General features: G+C 55.0%; 11 protein-coding genes and 1 riboswitch. Of the genes, 10 read left to right on the top strand and 1 reads right to left on the bottom strand.

What is annotated here, in order from left to right:
- Nucleotides 1-25: 25 nt before the first annotated feature.
- A riboswitch (TPP riboswitch) is annotated at nucleotides 26-144 on the top strand.
- Nucleotides 145-240: 96 nt separating this feature from the next.
- The 4 genes from thiB to adhE all read left to right on the top strand — a co-directional run bounded on the left by thiB (nucleotide 241) and on the right by adhE (nucleotide 7,255).
- Complete coding sequence (gene thiB / locus ACN28R_RS23050) at nucleotides 241-1,227, top strand: thiamine ABC transporter substrate binding subunit (RefSeq protein WP_095835884.1); 987 nt, start codon at nucleotides 241-243, stop codon at nucleotides 1,225-1,227.
- Entirely contained in the window at nucleotides 1,203-2,813 is a 1,611-nt protein-coding gene (gene thiP, locus ACN28R_RS23045) for a thiamine/thiamine pyrophosphate ABC transporter permease ThiP (RefSeq protein ID WP_048637468.1), read from the top strand. Before thiB ends, thiP begins: the two co-directional genes overlap by 25 nt.
- Complete coding sequence (thiQ, locus tag ACN28R_RS23040) at nucleotides 2,797-3,444, top strand: thiamine ABC transporter ATP-binding protein ThiQ (protein WP_095835594.1); 648 nt, start codon at nucleotides 2,797-2,799, stop codon at nucleotides 3,442-3,444. Before thiP ends, thiQ begins: the two co-directional genes overlap by 17 nt.
- A 1,129-nt stretch (nucleotides 3,445-4,573) precedes the next feature.
- Nucleotides 4,574-7,255 carry a bifunctional acetaldehyde-CoA/alcohol dehydrogenase gene (adhE, locus tag ACN28R_RS23035; protein ID WP_095835593.1) on the top strand — a complete coding sequence of 894 codons (2,682 nt, stop codon included), beginning with the start codon at nucleotides 4,574-4,576 and terminating at the stop codon, nucleotides 7,253-7,255.
- A 287-nt stretch (nucleotides 7,256-7,542) separates the two neighbouring features.
- On the opposite strand, the gene ACN28R_RS23030 is transcribed toward adhE, so the two are convergent.
- Nucleotides 7,543-8,598: an ABC transporter substrate-binding protein gene (locus ACN28R_RS23030; protein WP_095835592.1), complete on the bottom strand. Its 1,056-nt coding sequence runs from the start codon at nucleotides 8,596-8,598 to the stop codon at nucleotides 7,543-7,545.
- 521 nt (nucleotides 8,599-9,119) lie between these two features.
- Here ACN28R_RS23030 and ACN28R_RS23025 point away from each other — a divergent pair.
- Genes ACN28R_RS23025 through ACN28R_RS23000 form a run of 6 tightly spaced genes read left to right on the top strand, consistent with a single transcriptional unit; the run spans nucleotide 9,120 to nucleotide 13,914 of the window.
- Nucleotides 9,120-9,839: a succinate dehydrogenase/fumarate reductase iron-sulfur subunit gene (locus ACN28R_RS23025; RefSeq protein WP_095835591.1), complete on the top strand. Its 720-nt coding sequence runs from the start codon at nucleotides 9,120-9,122 to the stop codon at nucleotides 9,837-9,839.
- A 2-nt stretch (nucleotides 9,840-9,841) separates the two neighbouring features.
- A complete protein-coding gene (locus ACN28R_RS23020; RefSeq protein WP_236840168.1) occupies nucleotides 9,842-10,177 on the top strand; it encodes a succinate dehydrogenase/fumarate reductase transmembrane subunit in 336 nt (111 codons plus the stop codon).
- On the top strand, nucleotides 10,174-10,530 hold the full coding sequence (sdhC, locus tag ACN28R_RS23015) for a succinate dehydrogenase, cytochrome b556 subunit (protein WP_197088977.1): 357 nt from the start codon (nucleotides 10,174-10,176) through the stop codon (nucleotides 10,528-10,530). Before ACN28R_RS23020 ends, sdhC begins: the two co-directional genes overlap by 4 nt.
- Before the next feature lie 2 nt (nucleotides 10,531-10,532).
- Entirely contained in the window at nucleotides 10,533-12,308 is a 1,776-nt protein-coding gene (locus tag ACN28R_RS23010) for an L-aspartate oxidase (protein ID WP_095835589.1), read from the top strand.
- The gene (locus ACN28R_RS23005) at nucleotides 12,305-13,258 is read left to right on the top strand and encodes a fumarate hydratase (RefSeq protein WP_095835588.1); all 954 of its coding nucleotides are present in this window, start codon (nucleotides 12,305-12,307) and stop codon (nucleotides 13,256-13,258) included. The genes ACN28R_RS23010 and ACN28R_RS23005 overlap by 4 nt, the downstream gene beginning before the upstream one ends.
- On the top strand, nucleotides 13,234-13,914 hold the full coding sequence (locus ACN28R_RS23000) for a fumarate hydratase C-terminal domain-containing protein (protein ID WP_048637461.1): 681 nt from the start codon (nucleotides 13,234-13,236) through the stop codon (nucleotides 13,912-13,914). Before ACN28R_RS23005 ends, ACN28R_RS23000 begins: the two co-directional genes overlap by 25 nt.
- Nucleotides 13,915-13,957 lie beyond the last annotated feature (43 nt).

Raw genomic sequence — 13,957 nt, 5'->3', positions numbered from 1 at the left:
GTCACCCATAAGTCTTTACAATAGAGCGTTCTCAACGGGGTGCGGAAGACGTGTAATGCCTATGCGACACGTCTTGCGCTGAGAAAATACCCGTCGAACCTGATCCGGTTAATACCGGCGAAGGGATTTGAGAGTGCTCATCGCTGAGACTCAAAGACCTTTGCCACCCTATGATGACAGGAGTGCAAAGTGTTAAATATCACATTACTCAAACAACCGTTGTTAAAACGTTCAACGTCAATATTGAAAAAAATCCTTCCCTGCCTGTTGCTGGCGTCGGCCTCCTCTTTCGCTAAACCGGCGCTTACGGTTTACACCTATGATTCTTTCGCTTCCGAATGGGGGCCAGGGCCGGTCATTAAAACGGCCTTCGAAAAAGAGTGCGACTGCGAGCTGAATTTCGTCGCGCTGGAAGACGGGGTCTCGCTGCTGAACCGCCTGCGTATGGAAGGGAAGAACAGTAAAGCGGATATCATTCTGGGGTTGGACAACAACCTGTTGCAGGCGGCGGAACAGACCGGGCTATTCGCCAAACACGGCCTGGATACCAAGGCTGTCGTTGATATCCCCGGCGGCTGGGACAATACGACCTTTGTTCCCTATGACTATGGCTACTTCGCGTTTGTCTATGACAAAAACCGCCTGAAGAATCCGCCCCAAAGCCTGCATGAGCTGATCGACAGCACGGAGCCGTGGAAAGTCATTTATCAGGATCCGCGCACCAGTACGCCTGGATTAGGACTGCTGCTATGGATGCAGAAAGTATATGGCGATCAAGCCCCGCAGGCATGGCAAAAACTGGCTAAGAAAACGGTTACCGTCACCAAAGGCTGGAGCGAAGCCTATGGGTTATTCCTAAAGGGTGAAGCCGATCTGGTGCTCAGCTATACCACCTCCCCGGCATACCACATCATTGAAGAGAAGAACGATAACTACGCCGCGGCGAACTTTAGCGAAGGACATTATCTGCAAATTGAAGTCGCCGGACAGCTTGCCGCCAGTAAAAATCCGGCGCTGGCAAAACGCTTTCTGCAGTTCATCCTGACGCCCGCATTCCAGCAGGCGATCCCAACCAAAAACTGGATGTATCCGGCAATCAAAACCGATCTGCCGGCCGGATTCGCCCATCTCGCCGTCCCGGAGAAAGCCTTGCAATACAGCGCGCAACAGGTTGCAGAACAGCGGAATAACTGGATTCAGGCATGGCAACAAGCCGTCAGTCGTTGAGTAGCGGAAGTCTGTGGCCGGGATTGCTGGCCGCCTCGCTGTTAATCTTGGTGGCGGCGCTGGCTTTCAGCGCATTGTGGCTACAGGCGCCGGAAAGCCAATGGCGAATGCTCTGGCATGACAGCTATCTGTGGCATGTTATCCGCTTTACTTTCTGGCAGGCGTTTTTGTCTGCCTTACTGTCTACCACGCCGGCTATTTTCCTTGCCAGAGCGCTCTACCGCAGACGTTTTCCCGGCCATCGTCTGCTATTGCGGCTATGCGCCATGACCCTGGTGCTGCCGGTTCTGGTGGCGGTTTTCGGCTTGCTGAGCATATATGGCCGTCAGGGATGGCTGGCGCATCTGCTGGAGATCTTCGGCCTGCCGTATCATTTTTCCCCCTATGGGCTGCAAGGCATTCTGCTGGCGCATATTTTTTTCAACCTGCCGCTGGCGACCCGCTTGCTGCTGCAATCGCTGGAAAACATCGCCACTGAACAACGTCAGTTGGCGGCTCAACTGGGGATGAATGGCTGGCAGCATTTTCGCATTGTCGAATGGCCCTGGCTGCGTAGGCAGATCCCGCCGGTGGCCGCACTTATTTTTATGCTCTGTTTCGCCAGCTTTGCCACCGTGCTATCGCTGGGTGGCGGACCGCGAGCGACCACCATCGAGTTGGCGATTTATCAGGCGCTGAGCTTTGATTACGATCCGTCCCGCGCCGCATTGCTGGCGCTGATTCAGATGACCTGTTGTCTTGGGCTGGTGCTGCTGAGTCAGCGGCTGGGCGGGGTTCTGCCGGTTGGCAGCACGCAGCAACTGGCGTGGCGGAACCCGCAGGACAGCCTGTTCAGCCGGCTATGCGACACGCTGCTGATTGGTGCGGCGTTACTGCTGATCGTGCCACCGCTGCTGGCCGTCGTGGTAGACGGCGTCAACCCGTCCCTGCTCATGGTATTACAGCAACCCACGCTGTGGGAAACGTTGTTCACCTCGCTGCGTATTGCGCTGGCGGCGGGCGCTATTTGCATCATCCTGACGATGATGCTGCTGTGGAGCAGCCGGGAACTTAAGCTGCGCCAGCAACCGCTCTATGGCCAGTTGATGAATCTGAGCGGAATGCTGATCCTCGCCATGCCCGGTATTGTGCTGGCAACCGGTTTTTTCCTGTTGCTGAACAATACCATCGGGTTGCCGGAATCGCCTTATGGATTGGTGGTGATCACCAACGCGCTGATGGCGATACCCTATGCGCTAAAAGTGTTGGAAAACCCGATGCTGGATGTCGCCGAACGCTATAATCGGCTCTGTCTGTCGCTGGATCTACGCGGCTGGCAGCGGTTAAAAATTATTGAACTGCAGGCGCTGAAACAGCCGTTGGCCCAGGCATTGGCGTTTGCCAGCGTGCTGTCTATCGGCGATTTTGGCGTTATCGCGCTATTCGGCAACGAGCAGTTCCGCACCTTGCCCTTTTACCTTTATCAGCAGATTGGAGCCTATCGCAGCGTCGACGGTGCCGTTACCGCACTGTTGCTGATGCTGCTCTGCTTCACGCTGTTCACTCTGATTGAAAAACTGGCGGATCGTGATGATCTCTCTCGATAAACTGACCTACCTCTATCAAGGTTTTCCCATGCGTTTTGATTTGCACGTCAACGCTGGAGAGCGCGTGGCGATTCTTGGCCCCAGCGGCGCCGGGAAAAGTACGCTCCTGAATCTGATAGCCGGTTTTCTGATGGCCGATAGCGGTAAGTTGCGTCTGAATGGGGAAAATCACCGCCTCACCCCGCCATCCAAGCGACCGGTATCCATTCTGTTTCAGGAAAACAATCTCTTCCCTCACCTGACCATTGAGAAAAATATCGCTCTGGGGCTGCATCCCGGTCTGCGGCTCAATGACGAACAGCGGGACACGCTGAGAAACATTGCCGAGCAGGTTGGATTAACCGAGCTACTCAATCGCCTGCCGTCTCAGGTTTCCGGCGGTCAGCGGCAGCGCGCCGCGCTGGCCCGCTGCCTTGTTCGCCATCAGCCTATTTTGCTGCTGGATGAACCGTTTTCCGCGCTCGATCCGGCATTGCGGCAGGAAATGCTGCAACTGTTGGAAAAGGTCTGCGACGAACGTCGACTCACGCTGCTGATGGTGTCGCACAACCTGGATGATGCGAGGTACATCGCCAGCCGGACGATGACCGTGAATGACGGCCGCATTATCGACAACCGCCCGCTTGATTAACCCGTCATGGCTGCGACGATAAGACGATGCCTGGCGTTCATTTTAAATACTCGCCAAACAGATAATCGAAAATGTCGGACTAAAATAAAAGCGCTATTTTTTTAACATAAATGCTCCCTCCACACACCATATTGTGATCTATCCGGTTATTCTGACAAAAAATTTAAATTGATACGTGAAACGCAACAAAAAATAAAATATGCTAACAATTAATCAATATAGGTCATCATGATTATCACCTGATGTAATCATGAGATCATCATCACAAATAACAGTAACAAAACCACCGTCTTTAATCGGAAATATAAGAACACTTTTGATTTTACTCGTTATTCCGTTCGTCTTCAGGAAATACACATATACCCGATAGATTTCTAGTTACATGAATTTCCAGGAGTTTACTCCAGAAAATGGTCAGGATATGTAAGAAAATCCGGCAAAAATGCAGCTTGCGGGATAAAGGTATAAATCCATATTTCTGGCCTTATTTTCATTATCTTTCTACTGTCGCATGGCAAATTAAACTGCATCAATGCCGGTAGAAAAATAATCATTACATAAAACCAAAGAATTATTAACACTAGCGCAACAAGATACTTTGATAGAGATTGATAATAAAAGATCTGTTTTTTTCTGATGTTATCTCTAATTAGCAACAGCAAACATGAAATAATTAGCTTGCTATTGTTAATTCCCGCTCAAAATAACGAGCCGTCAGTTAACAGAATCGCTATCAATAAATTTGTTATCAATCTCAATCAAAGTCTCCAATTTGATACGGAATATATTTCTCTCGGCATTCGTTACCGCAACCGATGCCGTAGAGGTGGAAGCAAAGCCCTGGCAAGAGTGCGCGATGCGTCGGTATTAGTCTCGTGAGTTCTTGCCGCCTTATTCAGGGAAAGCCCCCTGGCAAGATATCTATCCTAAATAGTTCGAGTTGCGGGAAGGCGGCGACGCCGCAAACATCCAGGCGCTTACTGAAGTCAAGTGACTGGAGAGCGCGACAAATCTGCTCCTGGCAAATTTGCACGCCGTTTGCAGCGTAGGTTCACGGATGGGCCAAGCAGCACAGCCAACGCGCCAGCGACATGAAATATGACGGATAATTGCTTAATTGGAGACCACCATGGCCGTTACACAAATTGATGATCTTGATACTTTGGTTGCCCGGGTGAAAAAGGCCCAACGCATCTATGCCGATTATACGCAGGAACAGGTGGATAACATATTCCACGCTGCAGCGCTTGCCGCCGCCGCCGCCCGCATTCCGCTGGCGAAAATGGCGGTGGAAGAATCGGGAATGGGCGTAGTGGAAGATAAAGTGATTAAAAACCACTTCGCATCCGAATACATCTACAACACCTATAAAAATGAGAAAACCTGCGGCATCCTGTCTGAAGATGACGCCTACGGCACGATCCGTATCGCCGCTCCCGTCGGTCTGATCTGCGGCATCGTGCCGACCACCAACCCAACCTCTACCGCGATTTTCAAAGCGCTTATCAGCCTGAAAACGCGTAATGGCATTATTTTTTCGCCGCATCCGCGGGCGAAAAACGCCACCAACCGGGCGGTAGAGATCGTTCTGCAAGCGGCGGTCGCCGCCGGCGCCCCGGAAGATATCATCGGTTGGGTTAGCGAACCGACCATTGAGCTGACCAACCAGTTGATGCACCACCCCGATATCAACATGATCCTCGCCACCGGTGGGCCGGGAATGGTCAAAGCGGCCTATAGCTCCGGCAAACCGGCGCTGGGCGTCGGCCCCGGCAACACGCCGGTGGTGGTGGATGAAAGCGCCGACGTCAAACGGTTCGTCGCCTCCATTCTGATGTCAAAAACCTTCGATAACGGCATGATCTGTTCATCCGAACAGTCCGCCATCGTCGTCAAGAGCATTTATGACGAAGTCCGCGCGGGCTTCCTCGCTCAGGGCGGCTATATTCTGCAAGGCCAAGAGCTCACGGCCGTCGGCAATATCCTGAGAAAAAATGGCGGGTTAAATGCCGCTATCGTTGGTCAGTCCGCGGTGAAAATTGCCGAAATGGCCGGAATCAGCGTCCCGCCGGACACCAAAGTGCTGATCGGCGAGGTTTCCAAAGCCGACGAATCCGAGCCTTTCGCGCATGAGAAACTGTCTCCCACGCTGGCGCTATACCGGGCGCAGAATTTCAGCGAAGCGGTCGATATCGCTGAAAAACTGCTCAACATGGAGGGTATCGGCCACACCAGCTGCTTGTACACCGATCAGGATAATCATGCCCACCGGGTGCTTTACTTCGGCGAACGGATGAAAACCTCCCGCGTGCTGATCAACTCACCAACCTCTTACGGCGGTATCGGCGATCTGTACAACTTCAAACTGGTACCGTCACTGACGCTGGGCTGCGGTTCCTGGGGCGGCAACTCCGTTTCGGAAAACGTGGGTCCAAAACACCTTCTCAATATAAAAACCGTAGCCAAGCGAGCGGAAAATATGTTGTGGCATAAACTTCCCAAATCCATCTATTTCCGGCGCGGCTCGCTTCCCGTTGCGCTGGCCGAAGTCGTGCGCGACGGTGCTAAACGCGTATTTATCGTTACCGACCGCTTCCTGTTCAATAACGGTTATGCCGATCAGGTGATATCACGTTTGAAGCAACACGGCATCGCCACCGAAGTGTTCTTCGAAGTCGAGGCCGACCCAACGCTGAGCATTGTTCGCAAGGGGACCGAGCAGGTTAATGCTTTCAACCCGGATGTTATCATCGCGCTGGGCGGCGGCTCGCCGATGGACGCAGCCAAGCTGATGTGGGTTATGTATGAACATCCGGAAACCCGCTTCGAGGATCTGGCGCTGCGCTTTATGGATATCCGCAAACGTATCCACACCTTCCCGAAAATGGGGGTAAAAGCGCGCATGATCTGTATTCCCACCACCTCCGGCACCGGTTCCGAGGTCACGCCGTTTGCGGTGGTTACCGACGATGTCACCGGCGTGAAATATCCGCTGGCGGACTATGCGTTAACCCCGGATATGGCGATCGTGGATGCCGATCTGGTCATGAGTATGCCGAAGTCGCTGTGCGCGTTCGGCGGCCTGGATGCGGTCACCCACGCCACGGAAGCCTATGTGTCGGTGCTGGCCAACGAATTCAGCGACGGCCAGGCATTGCAGGCGCTGAAACTGCTGCACGGCAATCTGGTCACCAGCTATCAGGAAGGCGCAAAAAACCCGGTGGCTCGCGAACGGGTACACAACGCGGCGAGCATCGCCGGTATCGCCTTCGCCAATGCCTTCCTGGGCGTGTGCCACTCCATGGCGCATAAGCTGGGTTCCGAATTCCATATTCCACACGGTCTGGCCAATGCCATGCTGATCTGTAACGTCATTCGCTATAATGCGACCGATAAACCGACCAAACAGACAACATTCAGTCAATACGGTTATCCGCAGGCCCGCAAACGCTACGCGGAAATTGCCGACTATCTGGCCCTCAGCGCCCCTGGCGACGACGTGGGACAGAAAATCGACAAACTGCTGGCCTGGCTGGACGAGACCAAGGCGGCGCTGGATGTCCCAGCCAGCATTCGCGATTTCGGCGTGCAGGAAGCCGATTTTCTGGCCAAGGTCGATAAACTGTCCGAAGACGCATTTGACGACCAATGCACCGGCGCCAACCCGCGTTATCCGCTGATCTCCGAGCTGAAGCAGATCCTGTTGGATACCTACTACGGCCGCGCCTATAGCAATACTCCCGCCGCGTCTAAGCAGGCCGATGGGCCTAAAGTCACGACAAACGGCAAAAAGGGGAAAGCAAAGAACTGACGGCTGCTGAGTAGGCTAACCACTAACCCTGGAGGGCTCACATGCTGACAAAGCATTGAGCCCTCGTCCGGCGAATACGGCAGGAATGGACAGACGCCAAGTAGTCTGGATATTCATGCCGTCCCGCCTTCCAGCGAAGGCCAGCCGCAAGATGAGGAATATATTGACCCGCCAGCGCCGTCCAATAGGCTTCCAGCCAAAGTAAAACCCGCCTACGCTCCGTTTGAGAACTTGCCTATTCCGGCCTTTTTCCCTCTGACAGTTAACGGGAAATGTTCAGACTCGCTTTAGCTTCCAGACGCCACATGCGGATCTTCAAAGAAGTAATCCTCTACCTTTTCCGGTCTATTCTTGATGGCGCCGACCTGCTGCAGGAACTGACCAAGCTGCAGCGTATTGCGTGGCGTAATGGTAAATTTCGTTTCCGGACTTTTAAGAATGCTGAGCAACAGCTGACGATCGATTTTGGACTTTGTGATGTTGATAAATGCGTCGGCCGCCGCCTCTGGGTTACTGGCGGCAAAGTCGGCCGCTTCCGCAATGGCGTTCACGAAAGCGCGATAGGTGCGCGGATTTTCCTGACGAAACTTTTCCGTGGAGTACAGCACCACCGGAGAAGACGAACCGCCGGAGACATCATAGGAATTAAGTACGATGTGCGCATTGGGATTGCCGGCCAGTTCTTGTTCCTGGAATGGCGCATTGCCGAAATGCGCCGTGATTTCCGTGCCGCCGCTGATAATGGCGGCAGTGGCGTCCGGATGGGGAACGGCGACCTGCAACTTATCCAGGCGGTTGTATTCTTTATCCCCCCACAGCTTTGCGGACGCCTGTTGCAGAAAACGCGACTGCACCGACACGCCTACCGCCGGAACGGCAATGCGATCCTTCTCGGTAAAATCGGCAATGGTTTTTACATTCGGGTTAGTGCTAATCAGATAGTAAGGGAAATTGCCGGTCGCCACGACGGCGCGGACGTTCTGACGCCCCCTGGTGCGATCCCAGATGGTAAACAACGGCCCGATCCCGGCGCCGGCGATATCCACCGCGCCGGAGAGCAGCGCATCGTTCACGGCCGAACCGCCGGAGAGTTGCAGATATTCAACCTTAATATCCAACCCTTCGGCTTTGCCGTGTTTTTCAATCAGCTTGTTTTCCTGTGCGACATTCAACAGCAGATAGACAATACCAAACTGTTGGGCGATACGCAGGTTACCTTCCGCCTGTGCATGGGCGGAGATGCCCAGCCCGGCAAACAGCAGACTCGCCGCCGTGACGATAGCCAAAACTTTATTTTGTAAACGCGTTGCTGAATTAACGGTATTATTGCTGTTCTTTTTCATGGACAGTACCTGTTAATGAAAGTTAAATAATAATTGAATCAACCCAGGAGAGAGTAAATAACTCATTACCCATTAATAAATAGTATTTTGGAATAAGCTATACGTAACTCGCGATCGTGAGAGGTAACTTTTATTTTTCTAATAAAATTAATTAAAAAATCCGTTTTAATTAACCATGCCGGACCAATCCAGCCTGATAAATCATTTCATCACATATCCCATTAATGCATAAAAAAATAGAGAAATTAATTTAATTAATTGATTTTAATCAAAAAATAATACTGCCATTGCAAAAAATTTATTAGCGATCACATTTAATGTGATATGCGGCTATTTCTATTTTTTGATTTTACTTATCTATATTTAATGGTTAACCACACTCTCCGTATGTGTATAGTCAACTCCTATTAGTCTGCTATTAATCTTTCATAAGGATAAATAAACAGGCATCAAATCATACGCAGGCGGTAGAAAGGCAATAAATAAAAAACACCAAGCGCCGGGAAAATGAATCAAAAACAATGGACATTAAAAAACACCTAACAGTAAAAATATCACGCGGCGATACGCCGGATGCCGAAGCCACTTATCTGGTTCCCTGGCGCGACAACCAAACCGTGCTTGATGTGGTGACGGAGATTCAGCAACGTATCGACCCCTCTCTTGCCTATCGCTTTTCATGCCGGGTCGGCGTTTGCGGCTCCTGTGCCATGATGGTCAATGGCGCGCCGCGCTGGGCCTGCCGCACGCACGTCAGCCGCGTTGAAGAACAGGGAACGCTGCGCCTGGCGCCGCTCAGAAATCTGCCGCGGGTTAAAGATCTGGTGGTGGATATGCGCGAGTTCTTTGATAAATGGCAGGCGGCTGGCGGTCATTTTCGATCCTCCGCCACGCGCGCCGACGCACCGGCGCGCGTCGATCCGCAAAGTGAGCCGCGCCAGCGCGCCAGTGAAGCGATCGAATGCATCAACTGCGCTATCTGCTATGCCGCCTGCGATATCGTGGCATGGGATAAAAATTACCTCGGCCCGGCGGCGCTTAATCGCGCCTGGACACAGCTTAACGATGAACGTCATGCCGACAGAAGTCAGGTTAAAAAGCGGGTGGGATCGGCAGGCGGCGTCGGCGCCTGCCACACCGAAGGCAACTGTATGCAGTGCTGCCCTATCGGTCTTAGCCCCACTCGCAGCATCGCCGGCCTGAAAAAAGTCACCTTGTTCCAGTGGTTCCTAAAGGAGTAACCATGGAGCGATTCCTGTTCATACTACAGCGCCTTACCACCCTGTTGCTGATCCCTTTTGTGTTCATTCACCTCGGGGTGATGATCTACGCCGTGCATCACGGCCTGAGCGCGGCGGCGATTCTGGGCAGAACGCAGGGAAGCTGGGGCTGGATCCTATTTTATTCCGCTTTCGTTGTGTGCGCCGCCCTCCACACGCTGGCTGGCGTGCGCAGCGTGCTGATCGAATGGGCCGGGTTATCGTATCGTCGCGCCGGCTGGTTCAGTCTGAGCTTCAGCCTGCTGTTGCTGCTCCTGGGCATCCGGGCGGTGATTGCCGTTGGAGGCGTGCCGACATGATAAAAATACAATCCTTCCATCACCATAAATCCTGGCTGGCGTTTATCGGACACCGGTTATCCGGGCTGCTGCTCGCCCTGTTTTTGCCGGTTCATTTTCTGGTGCTTGGCCTGGCGCTGGAAAGCGAAGCGCAGCTGGAACGTTTTATTCGTTTCAGCGAACACCCGCTGGTGAAAGCCGCCGAATGGGGGTTGGTGATGTTGCTCAGCCTGCACTTTTGTTTCGGCCTGCGTCTGCTGGCGCTGGAGTGCCTGAACTGGCGCAGCATCCGGGCCACGCGCCTTAACTGGATCGGCTGGGGAAGCGCGTTTTCCATCGCCGTTGGCGCGGCGTTTCTGCTGGGAGTGCTCTGAGTATGCAAATTGAGTCGCTGAAAACCGATATCCTGATTGTAGGCTCCGGCGGCGCGGGACTGTTTGCCGCGCTGCATGCCAGACAATCCGCCCCCGATCTGGAAGTCATCGTCGCCACCAAGGGGTTGCTGGGCAAAAGCGGCTGTACCCGCATGGTACAGGGGGGTTATAACGTGGCGCTGGCGGCGGGCGACTCCGTAGAACGCCACTTTATGGATACCATCAACGGCGGCAAATGGCTGCCGCGCCAGGATCTGGTATGGCGCCTGGTGGAGGGCGCCGTTGAACGCGTCCAGGAACTGGAAAACGAACTGGGCTGTTTCTTCGATCGTAACCCCGACGGCACGCTGCACCAGAAAGCGTTCGCCGGCCAAACGTTCGATCGCACCGTACACAAGTCGGATCTGACCGGCATTGAAATCATCAACCGCCTGATGGAACAGGTGCGCGCCGCCGGCGTGCGGGAGCTGGAAGAACACCGGGCGATAGAGCTGATCCCGGCATCGGACGGTTCAGGCATCGCCGGCGTGCTGTTCATTGATATGCGCCGCGGCATCTACCGTTTTATTCAGGCTAAAGCGGTGTTGCTTGCCACCGGCGCCGGCCCCACCATGTACCGTTACCACACGCCTTCCGGCGAGAAAGCCTGCGACGGTCTGGCGATGGCGCTGCGCTACGGCCTGAAGCTGCGCGACATGGAAATGGTGCAGTTTCATCCAACCGGTTTGCTCGGCGGCCCGAATACCCGGATGACGGGAACGGTGCTGGAGGAAGGCCTGCGCGGCGCGGGCGGCTATCTGCTCAACGGCCTGGGCGAACGTTTTATGCAGCGCTACGATGCGCGCGGCGAACGCGCCACGCGTGATGTGGTCAGCCGCGGCATTTATGCGGAAATGCGCGCGGGCCGCATCGGCCCGATGGGCGGCGTATTTATTCAGATGAAGCATCTGGGAGAGGATAAGGTTCGGCGCGCCTTTCCCGGCATGGTCAATCGCTGTGCAGACTGCGGTTTCGATCTGGCCGGAGGCTGCGTCGAAATCGTCCCCACGGCCCATTATCTGATGGGCGGCATCGAATTCGAGCCCAATTGCTCCACGGCGGTGCCCGGTCTGTACGTCGCGGGGGAGGACAGCGGCGGCGTACACGGCGCGAATCGCTTGGGCGGCAACGGCGTCGCCTGCTCGACGGTTTTCGGCGGCATTGCCGGAGAATCCATGGCCGCGCTGATTAAACGGGGCACGAGCTGGCGCGCGCCGGAGCGCGAAAGTATCGACCGCGCCATTGCCCGCGCCGAGGCGCCCTTCTCCCGTCCTTCCGCGTCTCTGGCGCCGTTGCGCGACGCGCTGGCGGAAACCATGTGGAACGACATTGGCGTACTGCGTACGCACGCCGGGATCCAGCACGGCATTAGCATGCTGAACGACCATGCCGCCGAGCTGACCGGCATCGGCGTTCGTGACGATGCGCGCCAGTATAATCTGAGCTGGCACGACTGGCTGAATCTCGACAGTCAGCTGCTTATCTCACGCGTTATCGCCACCGCGGCGCTGGCCCGCAACGATAGCCGCGGCGCGCATTTTCGGGAAGATTTCCCGGAAACCGGCGATCTCCATCAGACCTGCTACACCCGCATTCAGGCATCCGGCGACGGCGCACATCTGTCGCTGGAGAGGGTGCCGGTTTCATTTACCCGGATAAAACCCGGCCAGTCGCTGCTGAGCGAAACGCCCGCCGATGCGCGCCAGAGGGTGCCCGCAGAACAGGAGTCACCGCTATGACTATCGCCATCGAACGCATTGAAGAAGCCGCGAGTGAAATAATGAAACGCGCGGCTATTGATATTCCGCCGGATTACCGTGAAAAAATTCAGGCGATGCGGCATACGGAAAGTAGCCAGCTGTCTCGCTTCGTGCTGGACACCATGATCGAAAACTGGCGGGCGGCGGGACAGGATCGGCGTCCCATGTGCGCCGACACGGGACTTCCCCGCTACTACATTAAAGTGGGCAACGACGCCAGCGTAGCGAGCGGGTTTATCGGCGTAGAGCGGGCCGTTCGCCGGGCCACCGCGCAAACGACGAAAACCATCCCGCTGCGGCCCAACCGCGTACACCCGCTGTGGCGGACCGAACATAACAATAACGTGGGGATCAACGCGCCGGAAATTGAGTGGTCGTTTGAACCCGACGCGGACTGGATTGATATCACCACCGTGCATAAAGGGGGATTATTCGGCTCCGACTACCGCATGTTGTTCCCCGGCGACGGCATTGACGGCATTAAGCGTTTTGTGCTGGATACGCTGATCGCCTTTGGGAAACGGGGTCTTGCCTGTCAGCCCGCCATCGTGGGCATCGGCATCGGCGGCTCGAAAGATACCTGTATGCAACTGGGCAAGCAGGCGGCCTGCCTGCGTATTATCGGCGATCGTAATCCCGATCCGCGGATTGCCGAACTGGAACTGGAGCTGCAAACGCTGGCGAATACGTTGGGCATTGGGGCGATGGGCTTTAGCGGTTCGTCGATGGCGGCGGACTGCCATATCGAAGTCGGCTACACCCACACCGGCGGGATGCCGGTCAGCGTTCATACCTTCTGCCTTGCTTCGCGCCGCGCCACGGCGCGCATCCACGCCAGCGGCGCGATAAGCTATCGCACCAATCCCTTATGGTTCACCCCCTATCTGCGCCGGGAGACGGTTGAATGGCCGGAAAATACGACGATCTGAATATTGTTTATCTGACACTGCCGGTTTCCGACCGGGATCTTGCCAAGCTGACTCCAGGGACGGTGGTTTACCTGAACGGCGCGGTCTATACGGCGCGTGAAGGGGTCTATAACCGGATATTAACCGAGGGTCATGCGCTGCCGGTCAATCTGCCGGCCGTCAGCCGCGTCAACTTCCACTGTTCGCCCGCCGCCGCACCGGACGCGGCAGGCGGTTATCAGATCGGCGCCGTAACGGCGACCGCCAGCTTTCGTTTCGCGAAATGGATGGCCGCCTGGCTTAAACTCAGCGGCAGCAACATCATCCTGGGGAAAGGCGGCATGCCGTTGGAGCAATATCGGCAAGTACTGGCGCCGGCGGGCGCCATCTATCTGACCACGGTGGGATACGGCACCGGCGCGCTGCTAGGGCGGGGGATAAAACGCGTTATCGACGTCTTTTGGCTTGAAGAACTCGGCATAGCCCAGGCGCTGTGGCTGTTCGAAACGGAGGCGTTCGGCCCCTTTATCGTCGAAAGCGACCTGCACGGCAACTCGCTGTTTGACCAACAGAACCAGCTTATCAACGCCGGACTCGATCGTCTTTATCAGGGGCTACAGCCGCCCATATTGCATCGCTACGGCGAATCCGACGATCGCAAGGAAGAACTGATGTGATAACAATGTGTGTAATAACAATGTGAGCCGCCGCCGATTTTTA

It is taken from the genome of Brenneria goodwinii, from assembly GCF_002291445.1.
Taxonomy (GTDB): domain Bacteria; phylum Pseudomonadota; class Gammaproteobacteria; order Enterobacterales; family Enterobacteriaceae; genus Brenneria; species Brenneria goodwinii.
Note: the sequence above shows the minus strand (reverse complement) of the source record. Positions and strands in the feature narration are given on the sequence as shown.

What these genes read in the sequence shown, in the direction of transcription:
- ACN28R_RS23025 (WP_095835591.1), top strand. Translation starts at nt 9,120, where the DNA reads ATGGACATTAAAAAACACCTAACAGTAAAAATATCACGCGGCGATACG.
- sdhC (WP_197088977.1), top strand. Translation starts at nt 10,174, where the DNA reads ATGATAAAAATACAATCCTTCCATCACCATAAATCCTGGCTGGCGTTT.
- ACN28R_RS23010 (WP_095835589.1), top strand. Translation starts at nt 10,533, where the DNA reads ATGCAAATTGAGTCGCTGAAAACCGATATCCTGATTGTAGGCTCCGGC.
- ACN28R_RS23030 (WP_095835592.1), bottom strand. Translation starts at nt 8,598, where the DNA reads ATGAAAAAGAACAGCAATAATACCGTTAATTCAGCAACGCGTTTACAA.
- adhE (WP_095835593.1), top strand. Translation starts at nt 4,574, where the DNA reads ATGGCCGTTACACAAATTGATGATCTTGATACTTTGGTTGCCCGGGTG.
- thiP (WP_048637468.1), top strand. Translation starts at nt 1,203, where the DNA reads ATGGCAACAAGCCGTCAGTCGTTGAGTAGCGGAAGTCTGTGGCCGGGA.
- ACN28R_RS23005 (WP_095835588.1), top strand. Translation starts at nt 12,305, where the DNA reads ATGACTATCGCCATCGAACGCATTGAAGAAGCCGCGAGTGAAATAATG.
- ACN28R_RS23000 (WP_048637461.1), top strand. Translation starts at nt 13,234, where the DNA reads ATGGCCGGAAAATACGACGATCTGAATATTGTTTATCTGACACTGCCG.
- ACN28R_RS23020 (WP_236840168.1), top strand. Translation starts at nt 9,842, where the DNA reads ATGGAGCGATTCCTGTTCATACTACAGCGCCTTACCACCCTGTTGCTG.
- thiQ (WP_095835594.1), top strand. Translation starts at nt 2,797, where the DNA reads ATGATCTCTCTCGATAAACTGACCTACCTCTATCAAGGTTTTCCCATG.